Source organism: Selenomonas sp. (genome assembly GCF_052169755.1).
Taxonomy (GTDB): domain Bacteria; phylum Bacillota; class Negativicutes; order Selenomonadales; family Selenomonadaceae; genus Selenomonas.
The window spans coordinates 1-22,328 of sequence record NZ_JBQNBV010000018.1 but is presented as its reverse complement, the minus strand read 5'-3'; the positions used below and the strand labels follow the sequence as shown (position 1 = coordinate 22,328).

Here is a 22,328-nt window from a genome sequence, read left to right as displayed (position 1 = left end):
ATCATTTTCGGCGCTGCTGTGGGGAAATTGGACAACAACAACGTGCTGCAAGGTGAAGTCGACCCAGATACAGGCAAATGGGAACCAACACGCCTGAGTGGAGATGCGCTCAACCCCGGCTATGCGAACCTCTACGCACTCGACGGCAAGGTGTACAACTCGTTCAGCCGCTTTAGGCACAACGATTGGGAGTTGAAGTGGACGTTCGACAAGGACAATCGTATGGAGAGCTTCGTTCGGCTCTATCATCAGCATCATCGCTACTCCGACCGCGATAAGTATGTCTGGGGCGATAAGAAACGCAACGCGCTTGCTCAAGACTATCGCACACAATTCCCGACAGGTGCAACGAAGGCGCAGCTCAAGCAGTGGATCAGCGATCATCTCGCACCGTTCCCGGGCGGCGATCCGGCAAAGGTGCAGGCATGGCTCGACAAGACGGGCGGCAAAGCGCCTGAGCCGACCAGCTGGTTCGAGGAAGAAAACCATGGTCTTCAAGTGCAGTACGCAAGAGCCATAGGCAAGAACGATGTCATCGCGAGCCTCACCTATGACAAGGCGAAGAGCTATGAGAAAAGAATCCGGAACGACGGAAGTGTCGCGGAATCGCATACGGCTCGCGACTCTATCCTTGCCTATGCGCAGGACAAGATTCACATCACCCCGAACTGGGATCTTACTCCTGCACTCCGTTTTAGCCACTACTCAGGCTATGGGTCGTCTACTGCAGGGGACGATGTGCAGGGAAAAGGAAATACGAACGTCTTCACCTATGCACTCAACACAGAATATGTATTTGACGATACCCTCAGCACATATTTCGGCTGGACGAAGATTCTCCGTCCGCTGCGCCAGGGCGACTACACAGCGACGGACGGCGTATTCAAGACGCCGCTGAAGGATGAGCGCGGCGATGCTTGGACGTTCGGCGTGCGCAAGGAGTTCTCGCAGTACACTGCACTTGCCGTCCACTATGACTGGACGCGCATGAGCAATGCGATTGCGTCGCTGCCGATTTGGGATAATGATGATGCCGATTTTTTCAGTACGGCGGTCAATGCACGCGAGGACAAGAAGTCGTTCAACATCACGTTCGACCATGCCTTTGACAAGCATTTCTCGATGAGCGCATCCTACACCCACATGGAGGACAAATGGATGGCGAAGCCCGGCTGGGTGCTCGACCCGAACTGGGGCTACCAGGGCGGCAGCGATCTCAACACGCAGATCAACCGTCTGCGTCCGCAAAATCACTATGCGCTCAATCTCTCCTATGAAAAGGGGAAGATCTATACGGGACTCTTGATGAACTGGTATACGGGATGCAGTCTGACAGCGTTCACGGACAGTCAGTTCCTCGTCCTTGACTGGAATTTCAACTACAGCTTCACCCCCGATCTCACCGGGTACCTTACCATAAACAATCTGACGAACGAGGCATATCAGACCTCGTACAACGCTTGGACCGGCATCGGCGGGGCAGCCATGCCCGGCCGCAGCATCATGGTCGGCGCACGCTATACGTTCTGATCGTTCGATCATGAAAAGGAAAGGACGCAGGCTATTCTTTCGCGGAATGTCCTGCGTCCCTTTCTTATAGGAGGAAGGATGAAATTTTTCTATCTGTTGCTCATCTGCCTCGTTTTCCTGCTCACGGCTTGCAGTCCCATCGTGAAGGTGCAGGATGAAAATGCACGTCGTCTTGGCGCAGCGGAGCAGGCGGATGCAGCGTATACGCCCGTCACGATTGAGAACATCAACGAAAAGGGCGAACCCATCGCGCAGGTCTACGAGCGTCCGCCGGAGCGCGTGGTCGCCGTCTGGCAGAACTCGATCGAGACGCTGCTCGCGCTCGGCGTGGGCGATCGCATCGTTGCAGGCATGGGGGTGCCGGACGCGAAATACATCCGACCGGAGTACCGAGCAGCATACGAGACGATCCCCTACACAAGTCTCGAACATCTCGACGTGGAAACGATCCTCATGATGCAGCCTGATCTGATCGTCGGCTGGGCGTCCACCTTCTCTCCGAAGGTACTGCGCTCTACAACGTTTTGGGCGGGGCGCGGCGTGCACACTTACATCGCACCGGCGTCTGCACGCATGACAAAGACGAAGACCATCGCGCAGGAGTGCGAGGACATCCGAAATCTCGGCCGCATCTTCGGACGGGAAGATCGTGCCGAGACTCTCATCGGCGAGATGCAGCATGAAATCTCATTTGTCGCTGAAAAGACCGCCCATCGAGAAAAACGTCCGCGCGCTCTCGTCATCGAGCTTATGGGCAAGGAGATTCGTACCTATGGCAAAGATACGCTCGCGGGCGATATGCTTCGGGCACTCGGCGCCGAGCATCTGGCGGCGGACGGCACGAGTCTCAGCATGGAAGAGATGATCGAGCTGAACCCCGACGCGATCTTCCTCGTTGTCATCGAAAACGACTATGGCAACGAGGATGCGATCCTCGCACGCCTCTATGAAAATCCGGCGCTTAGCTCGCTCGCCTGTGTAAAAGAGAGACGCATCTATACGGCGCCGCTCTATGCGGTCTACAGTGCGGGGATTCGTACTTACGACGGCATCACGATCTTTGCTCATGGGCTATATCCCGAGATATATGGAGAATAATCTATGCAAGCATTTTTTTCACGCGCGGGGCTTCTTGCCCTCTTATCCCTGCTCACAGCGCTTCTCATTGGCGCACTCTTCTGGGCGCTCTCCATCGGAACGGTCGATCTGCCGCCCGATGCGATCGCCGCTGCGCTTCTCGATCAAATACAGAGCGGCACGCCCATCGACATGGCGGGCAAGGGTCCTGTCCATGACATCGTCTGGCTGCTTCGTCTGCCGCGCCTTTTGCTCGCCGCCATCATCGGCGCGGGCCTTGCTACCTGCGGCGTCATCATGCAGGCGATCGTGAAGAATCCTCTCGCCGATCCTTACATCCTCGGCATCTCGGCGGGCGCGTCTCTTGGCGCGACCTTCGCCATCCTGCTTGGCGTCGGCGCGGCGCTCGGCGAAAATGCCGTCGGCATCGCCGCATTTTTGGGCGCATTTGCCATTTCTCTCGCGGTTTTATTCATCGCGAACATCGGCGGACGTGCGAATGCGATGAAGCTGCTGCTCGGCGGCATGGCGCTCAGCGCTGTGTGCAGCGCCTTTTCGAGCTTCATTGTCTATTTTGCCAACGACAAGGAGGGCATTCAGACGATCACCTACTGGATGATGGGCAGTCTCGCGGGAGCAAAGTGGGAGCATATCGCGCTGCTCGGCGTCATTTCCCTGCTCGCGGTTCTCTTCTTCTGGTCGCAGAGCCGTATTCTCAACCTCATGCTGCTCGGCGATGCGTCCGCGATCACGCTCGGCACCGATCTTCATGCCTATCGGCAAGGCTATCTGATCGTCAGTGCGCTCGTCGTCGGCTTCGCCGTCTTTGCTGCGGGCATGATCGGCTTCGTCGGTCTGGTCGTTCCCCATGTCGTGCGGATGCTCGTCGGTACCGATCACAGGCGCCTCATCCCCGTGAGCGCTCTCGTGGGCGCAATCTTCCTCGTCGTCGCCGACGGGCTTTGCCGCGTTCTCATTCCACATACGGAGCTGCCGATCGGCATCCTGATCGCACTTGTGGGCGCACCCGCATTCATCTACCTCATGGTGAAGCGCACCTATGGATTCGGAGGGCAGTGATATGGAAATACTCGCGGAGGCGGTAAAACTCTTCATCGGAAACAAGGAGATCCTCAAGGGGTTGGATTTTCATCTGAAGCCGAAGGAATTTCTCGGCATCATCGGCCCCAACGGCAGCGGCAAAAGTATGTTTTTGAAATGCCTCTATCGCGTACAGAAGCCGACCGCAGGGACGATCACACTGAACGGACGCGCACTCGATGAGATGTCTTATCGAGAGTCCGCACAGCAGATCTCTGTCGTGGCGCAGCATAATTTCTACAGCTTCGACTTCAGCGTGCTCGACGTCGTGCTCATGGGGCGCTCGCCGCACAAGCGTCTTTTCGACCGTGACAATGCGAACGATTATGCGATCGCGCATCGCTCGCTTCGTACCGTCGGCATGGACGATTGTGCAGAACGCAGCTTCTCAAGTCTCTCGGGCGGAGAGCAGCAGCGCGTGATTCTTGCGCGTGCTCTGACGCAGGAATCCGAGTGCATGATCCTCGACGAGCCGACCAATCATCTGGACATCAAGTATCAACTGCAGATCATGGACATCGTAAAGAGACTCGACCTCACCGTCGTCGCGGCGATCCATGACCTCAATATCGCCGCGCTCTACTGCGATCGTCTCATCGCTATACGGAAAGGGCGCATCGTGGGGCTCGGCACGCCGCGCGAGCTTTTAACGGAGGCGTTCATCCACGATCTCTACGAAGTATGCGCGAAAGTGGAAGAAGGAGCGGACGGGCGCATCTATATCCGCTATGTGCCGCAGTACGAAAAGAAACCGTAAATTCCACCGGAAGATTACGATGTGAAATTTATATGGGAGATTCATCCGGCGAAAACAAACTGTAAACTTGTAAAACTCAATCTTGCAAAGCTGTAGTTTCTATGATAAGATAGAAGCGTTTTCAGCAGCATTGCCCCCTTGGCGTTTTTGCTCAAGGGGGCTTTTTCGTAGAGAGGGGGGCGAGGATGGATACGTTGGGCTTTCTCGGTCCTTTGGGAACGCACAGCGAGGCGGCGGCGCTCCATCTGAACAGTTTTCTTGACGAGCCGCGCGAACTGATGGGCTTTCCCGCCATTTTCCAAGCGCTTCTGGCGGTGGAAGAAGCGCAGGTGAAGGGTGCGCTCGTACCTGTGGAAAATTCGCTCGAAGGCTCGGTGAATATCACGCTCGATACGCTGAGCGCAAGCGATGCCTTTGCCGTGACGCTTGAGCTGATCTGGGGTGTGCGAAATGAGCTGATGGTCAAGTATCCGCAAAGCGAAATCCGAAGCGTCATCTCTCATGCACAGCCGCTCTCGCAGTGCCGCGCTTACTTGAAGGCGCACTGTCCTCATGCAAAGCTCGTCGCCGTTTCTTCTACGGCGGAGGCGGCGCGGCTCGTCGCCGAGAGCCGCCCGGCAGACGGCTGTGCGGCGATTTGCACGGCGCGTGCGGGCGAGCTGTACGGGCTTTTTCCCGTGGCAAAGGATATTCAGGACACGATGGCAAACTGTACGCGCTTCTTCCTCGTCGAACGTGCGGGTGCAAATCTGCCTGCGCTGCGCTTTTGCAAGGAACCTGTGCCGGAGAAGGTGCTCGTGATCTTGCAGATCGACGGCAAACGTGCGGGCAGTTTGTGCGAAGTGCTGCAGGAGTTCGCTTCGCGCGGTGTGAATATGGTGCGCATTGAGTCGCGGCCTGCACGCACGGAGTTTGGCGCGTACATCTTTTTCTTTGAGCTGGAAGTCAAGGACAAGGAACAGCTCGCCGCTTCCATTGCGGCGGTGCGTGAAAAGAGCATTTGGCTGCGCACCCTCGGCGCATTTCCCGTGCTGACGGCTGCGAATTTGAAAGGAGCATCTTTATGGTCATCATTATGAATCCGGACGCAACAGCGGAAAATATCGAAGACATTATCCGGGCGATCAACAGCGTGGGGCTTGACGCTAAGATCATGGAAGGTACGCAGCAGAAGATCGTCGGCGTCATCGGCGACAAGACGCGCATGGGCTCCTTGGCGATCGACGCAATGGCGGGCGTCGCCGAGAGCGTCTCCATCTCGAAAAGCTATAAGCTCGCAAGCCGCGAATTTCACCCGATGGCGACGATCATCGACGTCGGCGGCATCAAGATAGGCGCGGGTGCGCCCGTCGTCATGGCGGGACCGTGCGCCGTCGAGTCGCGCGAGCAGCTCATGGAGGCTGCCGAGATCGTCAAGAAGGGCGGCGCCGAGTTCCTGCGCGGCGGCGCTTACAAGCCGCGCACATCGCCGTACTCCTTCCAAGGTCTGGAGGAGGAAGGCTTGAAGCTCTTAGCCGAAGCGCGGGAAAAGACGGGGCTTAAGGTCGTCACCGAGGTCACGGAGGTCGAGAACGTCGCGCTCGTTTCCGCGTATGCCGACGTTCTGCAAATTGGCGCACGCAATATGCAGAACTTCCGGCTCCTGAAAGAAGTCGGGCGCGGACAAAAGCCTGTCATGCTCAAGCGCGGCCTCGCAGCGACGATTGACGAGTGGCTCAATGCCGCCGAGTACATCATGAATGAGGGAAACCCGAATGTGATCTTCTGCGAACGCGGCATTCGCACCTACGAGACGTATACACGCAACACGCTCGACCTCAGCGCCGTCGCTGCCATCAAACACCTCTCGCATCTTCCCATTATCGCCGATCCGAGCCACGGCACAGGCAAATGGCGCTTCGTACGCCCGATGGCGTTCGCCTCGATTGCCGCAGGCGCAGACGGGCTCATCATGGAGATGCACCCGAATCCGGCAAAGGCACTGTCCGACGGCCCGCAGTCGCTGACGCCCGAAAGCTATTATGAAGTCATGCGCGGTGTCAAGAAGCTCGCGAAATTCATGCAGGATGAACATATCGAGCCGATGGATATTTGAACGAAAAAAGCAACACGCCTCTGCGAAGCCGCGGGGGCGCGTTGCTTTTTCAGCGGCAAAAAGCGACGAAAACATTGTTCGTGCAATAAGACTTTCCTCTATGAAAGGATTGACAAAATTCCTTTCTTGCGCTAAAATTAATCTAGTGAGATTTCTTTTTAGTGGCGAGTTATTGTTTAGAAGAAAGGTTTTCAGAAGGCTTTTCCAAAGGCGGCTGTTTGCTCGCGCTTGGGTTGTGCCTATATGCAAGGAGGAAGTATGATGGTGATGCAGGAAGTAACGACGATGCTGCGTGAGAAGGGTTTCAAGGTAACGCCGCAGAGGCTTGCTGTTTACGACGTGCTCTGCCATACGACGGCGCATCCGACGGCGGATATGATCTACAGTGAGCTGCAGCCGACGTATCCGACGATGAGTTTGGCGACGGTGTATAAGACGCTCGATATTCTGAGCAAGGTCGGACTGGTACAAGTCTTGAACGTCGGCGAGGAGAGCTTCCGCTACGACGCGAATACGACGAGCCATCCGCATATCTGCTGCGTAAGCTGCGGTCGTGTAGATGACGTCTACAAGGCAGATGCGGGCGATCTCGTCGAGCAGGTGGAGCGCGAGACGGGGTACGCCGTTTCGGGCAAGCAGCTGTATTTCTACGGCATGTGCCCTGCGTGCCGCAAAGCAGCGCATTGAGAACGAACAGATATATTCCGCCCCGCTTCACAGCTGTCGCTCAGATCGGCATCGAATCCGCATCTCTGTGCCAATCCGGGCGACTTCGTTTTATCCATGTTTCCTAAAAAACTGCCGCAGCCGTCAAAACCGACGGTTGCGGCAGTTTTCTATCTTCTATCATGCTTTGCAGCGGGCGTCTGAAGCGTAAGAATCTCTTCCCTTGTCATGCCGCTCGATTTTTCGATGACATCCAAAGGAACATTAAGCGCCAGTAAAGAGCGTGCCATAGCGATCAGCCCCTCGCGTCTGCCCTCGCGTCTGCCCTCGCGTCTGCCGCGCTGCAGCCCTTCCTTCACACCCTCTTGATGATGTTTTTGATATTCCATATAGAGTGTCATATATTCTCGCCTCGTTTCATCTTGATGCTTTACCCGTTCGACTTCTTTTGCCAGTGTTTCTGTAAAGACGCCTGCCGCTTCCCTGCCGTCCACATAGTGCAGGAAGTTTTCGATGTCTGCATCCACAACGCCTTTCAGTCCCTTGGCATTGAGAAAAATCTTTGCAGCGCCGTCGCCAAGCAGCAGATGCGGTATTTCAAGGCAGGCGTTTCGAAAGGTATATATGCGTTCGTCCATGCCGAAAGGATCAAAGGTGCAGATAAAGATGATATAGGTTTGTCTGAGTTGATCGTAATAGACGCCCTTGCCCAAGAGATCCATGTCGATCATTCCCTGATAGTATCGCGTTCGCTTCACCAATTCATCGCCGTGCCCCTTGGTTGTCTGCATCTCAATGTTATAGATCGTGCCGCTTTCATCTTCCACATATACGTCGAGACGTACCGATTTGCTGTCGAGACGCAGGTCGATGCTTTTCTCTGTATGCGGGTAGTCCAATTCTCGTATTTTGATGTGCAGGATGCGTTCAATCAAGCGCTTGCAGAGGTTCTTGTTCTGCATGACGCGCTGAAAGATGAAGTTGTCGCTGATGGATAATTCTTCCCACGCACGTAGGGCGCGTTCTTCTGTGTTTTGCGCCATGACAATCTCCTTTCCGCAGTTCTCTTTCTATTGTAGCTTGTTTTCTTTCTTCGCACAAGCAAAACTGCCGCAGCCGTCAGAATCGACGATTGCGGCAGTTTTCTATCTTCTATCATGCTTTGCAGCGGGCGTCTGAAGCGTAAGAATCTCTTCCCTTGTCATGCCGCTCGATTTTTCGATGACATCCAAAGGAACATTAAGCGCCAGTAAAGAGCGTGCCATAGCGATCAGCCCCTCGCGTCTGCCCTCGCGTCTGCCCTCGCGTCTGCCGCGCTGCAGCCCTTCCTTCACACCCTCTTGATGATGTTTTTGATATTCCATATAGAGTGTCATATATTCTCGCCTCGTTTCATCTTGATGCTTTACCCGTTCGACTTCTTTTGCCAGTGTTTCTGTAAAGACGCCTGCCGCTTCCCTGCCGTCCACATAGTGCAGGAAGTTTTCGATGTCTGCATCCACAACGCCTTTCAGTCCCTTGGCATTGAGAAAAATCTTTGCAGCGCCGTCGCCAAGCAGCAGATGCGGTATTTCAAGGCAGGCGTTTCGAAAGGTATATATGCGTTCGTCCATGCCGAAAGGATCAAAGGTGCAGATAAAGATGATATAGGTTTGTCTGAGTTGATCGTAATAGACGCCCTTGCCCAAGAGATCCATGTCGATCATTCCCTGATAGTATCGCGTTCGCTTCACCAATTCATCGCCGTGCCCCTTGGTTGTCTGCATCTCAATGTTATAGATCGTGCCGCTTTCATCTTCCACATATACGTCGAGACGTACCGATTTGCTGTCGAGACGCAGGTCGATGCTTTTCTCTGTATGCGGGTAGTCCAATTCTCGTATTTTGATGTGCAGGATGCGTTCAATCAAGCGCTTGCAGAGGTTCTTGTTCTGCATGACGCGCTGAAAGATGAAGTTGTCGCTGATGGATAATTCTTCCCACGCACGTAGGGCGCGTTCTTCTGTGTTTTGCGCCATGACAATCTCCTTTCCGCAGTTCTCTTTCTATTGTAGCTTGTTTTCTTTCTTCGCACAAGCAAAACTGCCGCAGCCGTCAGAATCGACGGTGCGGCAGTTTTCTCTTTTCTTGTCTATAGTCGTTGAATAATCGCCTGTGTGTATTCGTGCGTCGTCGCCGTGCCGCCGAGGTCGGGGGTCAGGCGGCTCGCTTCCTTGAGCGTCTTGTTGACGGCGCGGCGGATGCGGGCGGCTGTCTCGTTGTCGCCGAGGTGTTCGAGCATCATGCAGGCGGACCAGAGGAATGCCGTGGGGTTCGCGATGCCTTTGCCCGCGATGTCGGGCGCACTGCCGTGCACGGCTTCGAACATCGCCAAACGATCGCCGATGTTGCTCGACGGCAGGAGGCCGAGGCCGCCGATGAGCCCGCTCGTGAGATCCGAGACGATGTCGCCGTAGAGGTTCGGCATGACCATGATGTCGAAGTTTTCGGGGTGCATGACGAGCATCATGCAGACGGCGTCGACCATCTTGTCGTCGGCTTCGATAGCGGGAAATTCCTTGGCGACTTCGTAGAATACGGAGCGAAAGAGCCCGTCGGAGAGCTTTAGGATGTTTGCCTTGTGGACGCACGTGACCTTCTTTCGCCCATGCGCTTCGGCGTAGCGGAAGGCGGCACGGCAGATTCGCTTGCTTTTTTCGCGCGTGATGATCTTCGTCGCGTGCATGGTGTTTTCGTCGATTTCTTCCTCGACGCCGACATAGAGGTCTTCCGTGTTCTCGCGGAAGGTGATGAGATCGACTTTGGGGAAGGGCGTACGGACGGCTTCGTTCGACTTCGCGGGGCGGATGTTCGCATAGAGGTCGTACTTCGTGCGAAGCGTGACGTTGAGCGAGCGGAAGCCCCTGCCGACGGGCGTCGTGATGGGGGATTTCAAAAGGACGTGCGTCTTTTCAAAGGAGGCGAGTCCGGCGTCTGGGATCAGCGCGCCGTTTCGCTCGTACTCGGCTTCGCCGACATTGAATACTTCATAGGCGAGGTTTGCGCCCGCTTTTTCCATGATTTCGAGGACGGCGTCCGTGATCTCGGGACCGATGCCGTCGCCTTTGAATACGGTGATCGTTTTCTTCGTCATTTAGCGTTCCTCCCTCGGCACATAGTCTTCCATCGTGCCGACGTACTTGGCGGCGGGACGCACGATGCGGTTGTCGTAGAGCTTGTGCTCGATGTTGTGCGCGATCCAGCCCGCCGTACGCGAGAGCACGAAGAGCGGCGTGAAGAGGTCGCGCGGAATGCCGAGGATCTCGTAGGCAAGGCCGCTGTAGAAGTCGATATTGCTCGACATGCTCACGCCCTTCTTCTCGCTCAGATAGCGTTTGGCGACGCGCTCGAAGCGCACGAAGAAGTCGAACTTCCTTTCTACGCCCTTCTTCGCCGCGAGCCTGCCGATATGGTCGCGGATGACTTCGGCGCGCGGGTCGGAAAGCGTGTAGACGGCGTGACCGATGCCGTAGACGAGCCCCGATGGATTATCAAGCTCGCCGCGCATCAATCGCTCGATGACGCATTCGATGGCGGCATCGTCGGCATCAAGTCCGACAGCCTCGATGACCTTGTCCATCATGTTGGCGACGCGCACATTGGCGCCGCCGTGACGCGGCCCTTTCAAAGAGCCAATGGAGCTGGCGATCGCCGAGTAGAGATCGGTGTCGGTCGAGGAGACGACGACGTTCGTAAAGGTCGAGTTCGTACCGCCGCCGTGATCGGCGTGCAGAAGCAGCAGGATGTCCAAGAGACGCGCTTCGTCCGGCGTGAACTTGCCGTCGAGGCGCAGCATGGAGAGGATGTTTTCCGCGGTCGAAAAGCCCTGCTGTGGGTAGTGCAGCACGAGGCTCTCGCGTCCGAAGTAGTGCGTCTTGGCGTTGTAGGTGTAGCACGCGATGGACGGCAGCTTCGCCATGAGATTCACGCCTTTGATGAGCGTCCGATAGACGTCGGTCGCGTCCGGGTCGGGATCGTAGTTGTAGAGCGCGAGGATCGACTGCTGGAGCTGGTTCATGAGGTTCTTGCCCGGATGGTGCAGCAGGTGCGTTTCGAGGAAGCCTTCGGGCAGCTCGTAGCCTTCCTTGAGGCTCTGACAGTAGAGACGCAGATCTTTTTTCGTCGGCAGGTAGCCGAAGAGCAAAAGGAAGCACGCTTCTTCATAAAGATAGGATGCGCGGTCGGCAGAGCCTACAAGATCCATGACGTTGACGCCGCGATAGAAAAGCTCGCCGTCGGCGTCGACCTTCTTGCCATTTTCATCGAGCTTGTATCCGACGACGTCGGCGACGCGCGTCAGTCCGATCAAGACGCCCGTCTTATCCTCATTTCTGAGCCCCCGCTTGACGTTGTATTGTTTGAACAGATCTTTGGCGATGGTCGTATAGTTCTGCGACTTGCCGTAAAATTGCGCGAGATGGATTGCCTTGTCCATGGCAATGACCCCTTTCCAATGAACCGCTTATATCGTACAGATTTTCTCGGAATGTATGCTCCGAAAAAACATAGATGCATTATAGCACAGAGGGTCACTATATAAAATAGGTTATTGCTCCTATAATAAAATTTACATAGAAGTGTTGACGCTCCGAATGCTTTGTGGTACCTTAAGGAAGCACGGATAAAGTGGAAGGCGGCTTCGGCGTGAACATGCACGGGGCGGCGGCAAAGGGAGTGTCTTTATGAAGGCAAAAGCGTTGACATTGACGGAAAAGATATTGAAGGAGCATCTCCTCGCGGGCGAGATGGAAAAAGGTGCGCCGATCGGCATACGCATCGACCAGACGCTGACGCAGGACGCGACGGGCACAATGGCGTACCTGCAGCTTGAGGCGATGGGCGTAGAGCAGGTCAAGACGGAGCTTTCCGTCAGCTACGTCGATCACAACACCTTGCAGAGCGGCTTCGAGAACGCCGACGACCACAAGTATCTGCAAACGGTCGCGAAGAAGCACGGCGTCTTCTTCTCACGCCCCGGCAACGGCATCTGTCATCAAGTGCATCTTGAACGCTTCGGCAGACCGGGCGCGACGCTCCTCGGCAGCGATTCGCACACGCCGACGGGCGGCGGCATCGGTATGCTCGCGATCGGCGCGGGCGGCCTTGACGTCGCGTGCGCGATGGCGGGCGAGCCGTTCATGCTGAATATGCCGCGCGTCGTCGAGGTGCATCTGACGGGCGCTCTTTCAAAGGGCGTGAGCGCGAAAGACATCATACTGAAGGTGCTCTCGCTGCTCACGGTCAAGGGCGGCGTCGGCAAGGTCATCGAGTATACGGGCGACGGCGTCAAGACGCTCAGTGTACCCGAGCGCGCGACGATCACGAACATGGGCGCGGAGCTTGGCGCGACGACGTCGGTCTTTCCGAGCGACGAAGTGACGCGCGGCTTTTTGCGCCGCGAAGGGCGCGAGGATGTGTTCCGCGCACTCTCTGCCGATGCGGGCGCAGTCTACGATGAGCGCTATGACATCGACCTTGCGGCGCTCGAACCGCTGATCGCTCTGCCGCACATGCCCGACGTCGTCAAGACGGTGCGCGAGGTCGCGGGGCAGCCGATCGACCAGGTCGCCATCGGCAGCTGCACGAATTCGTCGTACCGCGACATCATGACGGTAGCGTCCATCTTGGACGGCAAGCGCGTCGCGCCGAATGTCTCGCTCGTCTTGTCGCCCGGCTCGCGTCAGGTGCTATCTATGGTCGCGGAAGCGGGCGGTCTCGCCAAGATCCTCGCGGCGGGTGCGCGCCTCCTCGAGTGCACATGCGGCCCCTGCATCGGCATGGGGCAGTCGCCCGTGACGAATGCGTGGTCGCTGCGCACGTTCAACCGCAATTTCAAGGGCAGAAGCGGCACGCTCAGCGCGAACGTCTGTCTCGTCTCGCCCGAGACGGCGGCGGCAAGCGCCATCTCAGGCGTCATCGCCGATCCGCGCGAGGCCGACTTCGAGCTTCCCGCCGAGCCGCAAGCGTTCCTCGTCGACGACTCGATGATCTATGCGCCCGAGCGCGAGCATCCCGAGCGCATCGAGGTCGTGCAGGGGCCGAACATCCGCCCGCTGCCCGAGAACACGCCGCTCGCAGCTGCGATCGAGAAGGAAGTCGTCATCAAGGTCGGCGACAACATCACGACCGACCACATCATGCCGGCGGGCGCGAAGGTTCTGCCGTACCGCTCGAACATCGAGAAGATCTCCGAGTTCGTCTTTCGCGACGTGCAGGCAGGCTTCAAGGCGCACTGCCGGAAGGCGGGCGGCGGCGTCATCGTCGCGGGCGAGAACTACGGGCAGGGTTCGAGCCGTGAGCACGCGGCGCTCGCGCCGATGTATCTGGGCATCAAGGCGGTTCTCGCCAAGAGTTTTGCGCGCATTCACGCGGCGAATCTCGTGAACTTCGGCATCGTGCCGCTGCTCTTCGACGAGGCGGCGGACTACGAGTCGATCGCCGAGGGCGACGTGCTCTTCCTCGACTTCTCCGCGCTCGCGCCGGATGCGCCCGTCCGCGTGGAGAACCGCACGAAGAAGCGGAGTTTCAGCGTGCGCCATGCGCTCTCAGCGCTCGACATCGAGATGCTGAAAGCGGGCGGCAAGCTCAACTATATCAAGAACAAGCAGTAGTCCGCAGCTTTCGCTTTTGAGGAAATCCTGCGTTCTGACGACATAGAAAATCCCTTCGGCTGCAGAATAAGATTCTGCGACCGAAGGGATAATTTATTTTCATGGGGAGCTTTCAGGACATAGGTTCAACCGTCACGCATAACGGCATGATTGCTTTTTCTCGTTTCCCAGCTTCATCCAAGCGGCACGCTGTACATATCACGCCCTTACAAAAGCCTAGCCAATCGTTCTGCGCCTGCGGCTTGACCGCTTGGGGCGTCACGCTAAATCATCCATGATGCTTTTTCAGCACAGCGTTTATAATCCTACGATGAACAGCCTTGCGCCTGTATCCCGCGCCATGCCGTCCTATGCTTTCGGCTCGATCACGCCGTTTTGATATGCGATGAGCAGATTGTAGAGGTCGGTGATTTCTTCTTGAATGTCCTTGCCTTCGTCCGTATCCTCAAGCGTCGTGTGCTTCGTTTGCAGCTCGATCGTCTCTGAGACGGATTCGATATCTTTGTTTTCCTTCAATGCCTGGCGCACGTCGGCGACTTGCTGGTGCATGAGGAGTCGAAAACCGCGCGAGTTGGAAATGAGCGTGAAGCCCGAGATGCCTGTTTTCTTGTGATACGCCTGGCAGAAGCCGCCGTCGATGATGATGGCTTTGCCGTGCGCCTTGACAGGCGTCTCGCCTTTTTTCACCTTTACAGGCACATGCCCATTGATGATGTGGCCGCTCTCGGGCAGACCAAACTCTGCGAGTATGGAGCGGCAGAAGTCCTCATCATCCAACAGACGGTAGTAGGGATCGGCAGGCTCCTTCCATGTGCTTTCATCTTCCAAAAGCGAACGCTCGAAGGTCTTGACCTCGCGCCCCGAGCACGGCGACGTTCTGCCACACCAGAGAAACCACATGAAGTCAAGGTCTTCCTGCGCACGGAATAGGTAGGCGCGGCGGGCGCGGCGGTCGGCGTAATCAAAATAGGAGCGGCCTTTGTACGCTTTGCCGTCAAAGACGACTTCGCGAAGCGAACCGTCCTCGTTGACGGGCACACAGCCGTGATAGAGCAGGTTGCCGTTGCAGCACTTGTAGAGACTGCCTTTCTTGTAGAGAAAATCGACATGCTTGTGCAGCATCTCGCTCTCCGTGAAGTATGATTTGAGGTCAGCGATGATGCGCTCTTCTTCTTCCGAGAGCGCAAAGGGGTCTTTCGGATCGATCGTTGGGAAGTAGGCGCTCTCCAGCTCGTAACGACGCTCACCGAGCATGACGTAAGATGAGTTGTAGTTGATCTTGTCGAGGAGCCGGCGGCTCTCCATTTGGAAATCTGGATTGCGCGTGATGAGTTGACCTTCGAGCTTGAGCATGATCATCGTGATCGCCTTTTCCGAAGCGCGGATGGCGTTCGCATCGGGATATATATGCGTCGCAAAGAGCGACAGCGGGCGCAGGCTGATGCCGTAACCGCGCTCTAAGACATCGGTGTTGTGATAGCGCAGACTGTTTCTCACGACGCCCGCGATGCAGACTTCGCTGCCCGCAGCCGCGCCCATCCACATGACGTCATGATTGCCCCACTCGATGTCGATGTCGTGATAGTTGAGGATCATGTTAAGGATCGCATCAGGACGGCTGCCGCGATCAAAGAAATCGCCGACGATGTGCAGGCGATCGACGGCGAGACGCTTGACAAGCACGCAAAATGCCTCGATGAATCCGGCGCCGCTGTCGATCTGCACAATGGTCGCGAGGAGCCGGCGATGGTACTGCGCCTGCGCCGTGTCCTCTTCGGGGCGCGTGTAAAGAAGCTCGACAATGACGGACTCATAACGCTTGGGGATGAAGCCGCGCACCTTCGCCGCCGGATATTTGTAGCTCATGAGCTTCGAGAGTTCCAAAAGACGCGCGAGATTTTCCCGATACCAAGCGGGTGTATCCTTCCTCTGTGCGTGCAGTCGCTCAACTTTCTCTTTCGGATAGTAGATGAGCGTGCAAAATTCCGCCTTTTCCTCGTCCGTCATACGATCGGCAAAGACGTATTCGACCTTTTCACGAATGACGCCTGAGCAGTTGTTCAAAATATGGAAAAACGATTCATATTCGCCGTGCAGATCGCTCATGAAATGCTCAATGCCCTTGGGCAGCCCGAGCTGCGCCTGCAGGTAGATGAGCTTTTCATAAACAGATTCAAGCGTCGGATACTTCTCCGCAAGAAGTCCCAACAGCTTGTTCTTCTTTTTCTGCGTGACTTGTTCCATCGGAATCCCCCTCCAAAGGTGATTTCTTCTTCTATATAAGAACTTCCTCACGAGTGTGCCACTTTCCTTCTTGCTTCATAAGTCTATGATAAATTTATTGCTATTTTATCCTATCGAGATCTACCACAAAAACAGCCGTCCGACAACGTAACAGACGATAACAACGACAATCGCAAATACGTACTCAGCGAAAGAGCCGACGCGAAACAAACGCACGCCGACCTTCTTCGCCGGATGAAAGAGCGGCACCTTGCCGCAAAGCGCATCCTCAGCGATGTGAAAGAGTGCGCCGACGAGCACGAAGCGCCCCGCAAAGATAAATCCTGCGGCACTCTCGCCATGCGTCTCTTCCGCAGCTTCCAGCGCCAAGAGTCCAAGCACATAGAGAAGCGGCCAATGCGACCAGCCGCGATGCGCGAGCAGGCCGCGCCACGGCAGACGCACGCCGCCGCCCTTGCCCTCGATCCAGTCCGGCAAAACGGCGCCCGCCATAGCACATGCCGTCGACACGAGACTGCCCGTCCATGTATAGACCGCCATGCCTGTCACGATCTCATGGCTGACCCACTTCACGCGCCCACCTCCTGCATCTCGTTGACATATATGCTATAATGATAGCGTTATATTGTAACAAATATTTTCATTTGTTTCCCTCGAAGGAGAAATCACATGGACGATTACACTTGGCGGCTACAGCTGCGCGCCAGGAAGATCAGCTCATACAACCGCACGCTCACGATGTCCGTCATCGTGCTCTTTGCCCTCGCCATCGGCTCTGTGCTCTGGTACTTCTTCATCCACGCGAGAAGCCCCGAATACGCTCTCGACGAGATTCAAGCCGCCGTCGAATCGCACGATGCGGAAAAGTTCGAGCGCTATGTCAACGTCAGCCTCACTATGGGAAGAATTTACGACGATCTCACGCGCAGTCTCTTTGCCGCCGATACATCCTTGACGACAGGACAGCGAAAAGACGCCGTGAACTTCTACCAGCTCGTCAAGCCGCAGGTCACGGCGGGGCTGCGCACGACGCTCGCCAGCTTCATCGAAACGGGCGAGTGGCAAAAGCCCGGCGCACTTCTGCAAGGCCGTCAGCTGCAGATCGACTTCGAAAATCTTTTTGAACGCAGCCTGCTCAAAAACATCACGATCATCGGTCTCGAATCCATCAACCGCGACGGCGCGACAGCGACGGCGCAGATCAAGGCAAAGGACGAACTCACACAGACAAATCTCACGCTCCTTCTCGCTATGGAGCAAGCCGCCGACGGTCATTGGCAGGTCGCCTACATCAAGAACTACCGAGACTGCCTGGATCGGCTCACGCCGCTCCTCGAAAAGGACGTCGCCTCATATTTGCAGGAATCCCAGCCCATCGTCGATCAGTACAACAAGCGTTTCTCCCAAGAGCAGCAACGCTTCCAGCAACTGACCGACATGCCTTGGGACGGCACCGGTCTCCTATCGAATACGCAGAAGAGCGACCTCAAAAAGCTCATCAACACAAGCATCATCCCGAGCTTAAAAGAGCGTCAGCAAAAGCTCTCCGCGCTCTCCGTGCCCCCCGGCGCACGCTATGTAAGCCAGCTGCGCGCCGAATCGACCGAGCTTTCCATCACGGCTTGGGAGCATTTCCTAAAAGCTCTCGAAACGGATGACCTCAATGAATTCGATACGGCGGAAACCGTCCACAAAGAAGCGTTCGATGTCGAAATGCGTCTCGAAGACGTCCTGCACCACACAGCGATATGCAGTCAGCCGCCCGAAATCCCATAACGCCAACGCGCCCCGAAGAACATCCCTCTTCGGGGCGCATTTCACCTCTTGACGTATGACCGCAGCACATATCCCGTCAAACCTCTGTCAAAAGAAACGCGCCCTCGCCGCGCAGCATATAGTCGCCAAAATCTGCCGGAATAAAGTACGAGTCGCCCCTCTCCAAGATCTCCTCGCCGCCCGCCCACGAAAGCTCCAGCGGCCCTCTAAGAACGACGAGCGACTGAAAGCTCGTGCGCCCCGCCTGCAGACGGCAGCGGCCATGAAGATCAAAATGATAGACGGAAAAAAATTCCGTACGCGCAGCAATCACCATCTCATACTCAGCAAAAATCGTAAGCTGCTCCCCGCGGCTCACAGCGCAAGGCGGCGGTGCGAAGGACAGCACATCAAGCGCCTTGTCGATGTGCAGCTCGCGCATCTTTCCGTCCGCACCAAGCCGCGCATAGTCGTAGACACGGTACGTCGTATCTGAATTTTGCTGAACCTCTGCGAGGAAGATGCCGCGTCCGATAGCATGCACCGTGCCCGCCGGAATCACGATGACGTCGCCCGCCCGCACCTTGACGCGCCGCACAACGTCCAAAAGCGTATTCTCCTCGATGCGGCGGCGGCACTCCTCGCGCGAAATCTCCTTTGCAAAACCATAGATGATCTCTGCATCCGGCTCTGCATCGAGGATATACCACATCTCCATTTTGCCGTACTCACCCTCGTGCTCAAAAGCATAGCTGTCGTCAGGATGCACCTGCACCGAGAGATCATCGTGCGCGTCAATGAGCTTGATAAGCAAAGGAAAATACGGATAGCGCGAGCCATGCGAACCGAGTGCGACATGCGCCCCTTCACGCGCAATATATGCCTCAAGCGTCAGTCCCGCATCCGCGCCATTCTCGATGATGCTTTGATCCGTCTTATGGCAGGAAAGCTCCCAGCTCTCTGCGACCTTCGCCAGCGACGTCTCCTTGCCGTATTCCGTCTTGAGGCGCGTACCGCCCCAAAGATAATCCTTGAGCGGCGCTTTCAGCTTCATCGGGTATATCATCAGCCCCAAACCTTTCTCCTATGCTTGTCCTCTTCCCTCGCCCATGATACGATACAATCCTGCCAATCCGCGACAAGCGCCCGTACTGCAGGAAAACGAACCTGCGGAACGAAAAACTTTCCCGCATCCTCTGTATTTCTCTTCGATCCGTCCGGCTTCCTCTATGTGACGCGCAGCGGCAGGTTCTTCGTGACGCTTCAAAAAATGGACGTGGATCATTCCACGTCCATTTTTGCTTTGTGCCGACGACTGCGCCGATAGCGCAAATAAAGAACGGCAATGACGATTGCGCTGACGACGACAAAGCCGATGCTCACCTCGTGCCCCACCTTCAGCATGAGCTGCCAACTCTCGCCAAGCGCCATGCCGACGCCAAGGATCAGCGCCGTCCAAGGCAGCGAACCAAGGAACGTATAGACCAGGAACTTCTTCATATCCACATGCGCAAACCCCGCAGGCAGCGAGATAAACGTGCGCACGACCGGAAGCATACGGCTGAAAAACACCGCCTTGACGCCATACTTATCAAACCAACGCTGCGCAATATCGACATGCGACTTCTTCACAAAAAAATACTTGCCATACTTATCCACGAAAGAACGACCGCCGTACCGCCCCACAAGATACGCGAAGATCGAACCTGCCATGCCGCCGACCATACCCGCGACCATCGCCCCGACAAAGCCCATGCGCTCCGCGAAGATCAAATAGCCGGAAAACCCCAAGATCAACTCGCTCGGAATCGGTATGCAGGCATTTTCCAGCGCCATCAGCACAGCGACCGCCACATAGCCCCAAGCGTCGATAAACTCCAAAAACGTCTGCGTAAACTGCTCCATACGCCCTGCCTTTCCTCAAAAAATTATATACCATTTCATTATACACTACTGCGACGCGGAAAGCTATAGGAAGCGCCAACAAAATGTCTTCCGCATTTTTTCCCAGATGCACGGCATCTTTCCAGCGAGCCAGCTATACAAAACGAAGCCGAATCCTCTGCAAAAGCATAAAAATCCCGCGACAGCCCAAGCCGTCGCGGGATCTTCTAACAACCTCACAAATCAAGCCGGCGTCAGCGCCTTTTCATGCATCTCGGCGCCGCTCGCCAAAGCCTGACGCTTCTCCGCCATTTCCAAAATCTCATGGAACGCCCTGCCATCCTCGGGATAGTAGGCGACAGCGATGCGGCAGACAAGCCCGTAGCCGCCGAACTGCGTATTCTCCCCACCGAACAACATGCGAATCGCGCGCGCCTTCATGTCCATGACCTCCGTACGCTCCATATCCTTGACGAACACAGCAAACTGCCCGTCGCCGAGATGCGCAAGCACATCACCCGCACGGAAGAAACTGCCAATCGCTTTACATATACGCACGAGCAGTTGATCCGTCCAATGCTTGCCGCGCTGCTGTGCGAGCTGGTGCAAATTGTCGAAAGAGATGCGCATAAGCACATTGCTCTCATCACGTCCATGACCTGCAAGATACACCTGCACCGCTTTTTCAAGCCCCGAGCCGTTCAAAACGCCCGTGACAGAATCGCGCTCCGAGCGAAAATGCGAAAAACTCTGCTCCATCTTGCCCATGCTCGACTCAATATCCCAAAGGATGCCGATCGTGCGGCGCACACGCCCCGTCTCATCGCGCACGAGTTTCACAGCAACCTCGTACCACGAATAGCGCCCCTGCGGCGTTTCCGCCATATCGAGCAAGACCTCACGCACGCCCGTCGTCTGTCCGCGGAAAAGCGCGACGAGACGCTCGACCGAATCGGGATGCACCATGCCGCGATTCTCCGTGCAAAGCGTACGGCAGAAGCCATCGAGATGCCTCTCCTGCATCCCATCGCGCGCCTTCGCTAAGAGCAGCACGTCCCCCTCGATATCGTAATCGAACGTGACCACACCCAGTTTTTCCAATAACAGACCTACACATTGATTCTCGTAACCTGCTATCGGAGTCTTATATTTTGCCATAATATAACCCCCTCAAGATAGACAAGCATAACTACCAATGCTTTCCCCATAACCTCTCACGCATTATCCCCATAAAACGGTGAAGCTATCCTAAGTTATAGTATAACCGAAAGATATAAAAAAATCTATCAAAAAGTGAAAACACTTCAAAAAAATATGAAATCCATCCCACATAAAAAATAAAGAAAGAAATTCGTCCCGGACAATGCAACACAAAAAATCCCCCGATCAGCAAAATCCGATCGGGGGATACCATACATGCAGCACGACCTCTGCAGTTTTCATGAAAAATTGACTTATATTTCTTTTCAATCCGTACGTACAACGAACTGCCCAAGCTCCTCCGCTGCATTGGTAACTCGTGAAAGATTGGCTGTGATCTCCTCCGTCGAGGCCGCCTGCTCCTCACTGATCGCCCCCGTCGTTTCAATCGTCTTGGAGATTTCCTCAACCGCCTTGTTCATCTCGGCGAGCGTCGCTTGAATCTTTTCCGTCGCTTCACGTGACTGCTCGGCAAGCTTTCGGACCTCTTCCGCAACAACGGCAAAACCTCTGCCCTGCTCGCCCGCACGCGCCGCTTCAATGGCAGCGTTGAGTCCGAGGAGGTTCGTCTGCTGCGCGATATTGTTGATGAACTCGATGACCTTGATTGTCTCGGCGTTGCGCTCCTTGAGATCGGCTGCCTGCTGCACAGCCTCCTGTCCCGACTTCGCAAGCTCACTCGCACTCTCAGCGACTTGCTCAACCGCATGATAAACCGTCTCCGTCGACTTCGTCACCTCGTCGACCGCATGGGCAAGCTTGATGTCCTGCTCGACATCCATCGCCGTCACGAACGTACCGATAATGCCGCCATTGACACCATGAATCGGTGTAATCATGCTGCGAACGCCACGACCATAAAGCTTCTCGTCGATCAACCCGACATAGTCTTTCCCCGTCTCAAGAACACGCCTCGTATTCGGAGAAAGCGGCGTACCGATGGCAGGTGAGAAATTGACCTTATCATTAAGCGCCGAACTCAGCGTCGTTTCCGTATTCGTCACACAGGTAACGACCTCTTGGCGAACAACGCGATTCAAATAAGGCGCAACGGCAACAAAAGCATCCAGAACATCTTGATCCGTCTTGATCGTATCGGGGTAACCCATAGAAATGCAACTCCTCTATCTACTCATCCAAAGAAACAACGGCAGCCATGTTTTACTTTGAACAACCACGAAAAGAAAACACGAAAAAGAAACCCCTATATTTTAGTATATCGTGAAAGTGCGCATAAAATATAAGCGCTTTGGAAAAAACTTTGGTAGAATCCGACTTTGGGATGTATTTCTTCTTCCTTCTGGGAAAAACATCTCTCTTCAAACAAAAGGCTGCGAATCTCTGCCCCAAAGCATAGGTCCGCAGCATC

Annotated in this window: 19 protein-coding genes; 9 read left to right on the top strand and 10 right to left on the bottom strand. The window is 55.6% G+C overall.

The window, feature by feature from the left end:
• From ACTTKG_RS02670 to ACTTKG_RS02640, 7 genes are all read left to right on the top strand, one after another.
• Positions 1-1,530 (top strand): TonB-dependent receptor domain-containing protein (locus ACTTKG_RS02670; RefSeq protein ID WP_442672713.1); only part of this gene is annotated, 1,530 nt, incomplete at its 5' end.
• 78 nt (positions 1,531-1,608) lie between these two features.
• Complete coding sequence (locus tag ACTTKG_RS02665; RefSeq protein ID WP_442672712.1) at positions 1,609-2,628, top strand: ABC transporter substrate-binding protein; 1,020 nt, start codon at positions 1,609-1,611, stop codon at positions 2,626-2,628.
• Between the two features lie 3 nt (positions 2,629-2,631).
• Positions 2,632-3,687 carry a FecCD family ABC transporter permease gene (locus ACTTKG_RS02660; RefSeq protein WP_442672711.1) on the top strand — a complete coding sequence of 352 codons (1,056 nt, stop codon included), beginning with the start codon at positions 2,632-2,634 and terminating at the stop codon, positions 3,685-3,687.
• A 1-nt stretch (position 3,688) separates the two neighbouring features.
• Complete coding sequence (locus ACTTKG_RS02655; protein ID WP_442672710.1) at positions 3,689-4,465, top strand: ABC transporter ATP-binding protein; 777 nt, start codon at positions 3,689-3,691, stop codon at positions 4,463-4,465.
• A 185-nt stretch (positions 4,466-4,650) separates the two neighbouring features.
• Complete coding sequence (gene pheA / locus ACTTKG_RS02650; RefSeq protein ID WP_442672709.1) at positions 4,651-5,544, top strand: prephenate dehydratase; 894 nt, start codon at positions 4,651-4,653, stop codon at positions 5,542-5,544.
• Positions 5,529-6,560, top strand: a complete 1,032-nt coding sequence (aroF, locus tag ACTTKG_RS02645) for a 3-deoxy-7-phosphoheptulonate synthase (protein ID WP_442672708.1) — start codon at positions 5,529-5,531, stop codon at positions 6,558-6,560. Before pheA ends, aroF begins: the two co-directional genes overlap by 16 nt.
• Before the next feature lie 261 nt (positions 6,561-6,821).
• The gene (locus tag ACTTKG_RS02640; RefSeq protein WP_442672716.1) at positions 6,822-7,247 is read left to right on the top strand and encodes a Fur family transcriptional regulator; all 426 of its coding nucleotides are present in this window, start codon (positions 6,822-6,824) and stop codon (positions 7,245-7,247) included.
• 149 nt (positions 7,248-7,396) lie between these two features.
• Here ACTTKG_RS02640 and ACTTKG_RS02635 read toward each other — a convergent pair whose 3' ends face one another.
• The 4 genes from ACTTKG_RS02635 to ACTTKG_RS02620 all read right to left on the bottom strand — a co-directional run bounded on the left by ACTTKG_RS02635 (position 7,397) and on the right by ACTTKG_RS02620 (position 11,700).
• Complete coding sequence (locus ACTTKG_RS02635) at positions 7,397-8,269, bottom strand: Rpn family recombination-promoting nuclease/putative transposase (protein WP_442672707.1); 873 nt, start codon at positions 8,267-8,269, stop codon at positions 7,397-7,399.
• Positions 8,270-8,371: 102 nt separating this feature from the next.
• Positions 8,372-9,244: an Rpn family recombination-promoting nuclease/putative transposase gene (locus ACTTKG_RS02630; protein ID WP_442672707.1), complete on the bottom strand. Its 873-nt coding sequence runs from the start codon at positions 9,242-9,244 to the stop codon at positions 8,372-8,374.
• A gap of 113 nt (positions 9,245-9,357) precedes the next feature.
• Complete coding sequence (locus ACTTKG_RS02625) at positions 9,358-10,359, bottom strand: isocitrate/isopropylmalate dehydrogenase family protein (protein ID WP_442672706.1); 1,002 nt, start codon at positions 10,357-10,359, stop codon at positions 9,358-9,360.
• Positions 10,360-11,700 carry a citrate synthase gene (locus tag ACTTKG_RS02620; protein WP_442672705.1) on the bottom strand — a complete coding sequence of 447 codons (1,341 nt, stop codon included), beginning with the start codon at positions 11,698-11,700 and terminating at the stop codon, positions 10,360-10,362.
• Positions 11,701-11,947: 247 nt separating this feature from the next.
• Between ACTTKG_RS02620 and ACTTKG_RS02615 the strand changes: the two genes are divergently transcribed.
• Entirely contained in the window at positions 11,948-13,876 is a 1,929-nt protein-coding gene (locus ACTTKG_RS02615) for an aconitate hydratase (RefSeq protein WP_442672704.1), read from the top strand.
• A 348-nt stretch (positions 13,877-14,224) separates the two neighbouring features.
• On the opposite strand, the gene ACTTKG_RS02610 is transcribed toward ACTTKG_RS02615, so the two are convergent.
• Together ACTTKG_RS02610 and ACTTKG_RS02605 are read right to left on the bottom strand one after the other, a co-directional pair.
• Positions 14,225-16,120: a fructose-1,6-bisphosphatase gene (locus ACTTKG_RS02610; RefSeq protein WP_442672703.1), complete on the bottom strand. Its 1,896-nt coding sequence runs from the start codon at positions 16,118-16,120 to the stop codon at positions 14,225-14,227.
• A gap of 120 nt (positions 16,121-16,240) precedes the next feature.
• A complete protein-coding gene (locus ACTTKG_RS02605; RefSeq protein ID WP_442672702.1) occupies positions 16,241-16,693 on the bottom strand; it encodes a metal-dependent hydrolase in 453 nt (150 codons plus the stop codon).
• A gap of 96 nt (positions 16,694-16,789) precedes the next feature.
• Here ACTTKG_RS02605 and ACTTKG_RS02600 point away from each other — a divergent pair, with 96 nt between their 5' ends.
• Complete coding sequence (locus ACTTKG_RS02600) at positions 16,790-17,896, top strand: hypothetical protein (protein ID WP_442672701.1); 1,107 nt, start codon at positions 16,790-16,792, stop codon at positions 17,894-17,896.
• Positions 17,897-17,972: 76 nt separating this feature from the next.
• On the opposite strand, the gene ACTTKG_RS02595 is transcribed toward ACTTKG_RS02600, so the two are convergent.
• The 4 genes from ACTTKG_RS02595 to ACTTKG_RS02580 all read right to left on the bottom strand — a co-directional run bounded on the left by ACTTKG_RS02595 (position 17,973) and on the right by ACTTKG_RS02580 (position 21,741).
• Complete coding sequence (locus ACTTKG_RS02595) at positions 17,973-18,941, bottom strand: type I phosphomannose isomerase catalytic subunit (protein WP_442672715.1); 969 nt, start codon at positions 18,939-18,941, stop codon at positions 17,973-17,975.
• A 215-nt stretch (positions 18,942-19,156) separates the two neighbouring features.
• Complete coding sequence (locus ACTTKG_RS02590) at positions 19,157-19,780, bottom strand: DedA family protein (RefSeq protein ID WP_442672700.1); 624 nt, start codon at positions 19,778-19,780, stop codon at positions 19,157-19,159.
• A 222-nt stretch (positions 19,781-20,002) separates the two neighbouring features.
• The gene (locus tag ACTTKG_RS02585) at positions 20,003-20,917 is read right to left on the bottom strand and encodes a GGDEF domain-containing protein (protein WP_442672699.1); all 915 of its coding nucleotides are present in this window, start codon (positions 20,915-20,917) and stop codon (positions 20,003-20,005) included.
• Between the two features lie 308 nt (positions 20,918-21,225).
• Complete coding sequence (locus tag ACTTKG_RS02580) at positions 21,226-21,741, bottom strand: methyl-accepting chemotaxis protein (RefSeq protein WP_442672714.1); 516 nt, start codon at positions 21,739-21,741, stop codon at positions 21,226-21,228.
• Positions 21,742-22,328: the final 587 nt, after the last annotated feature.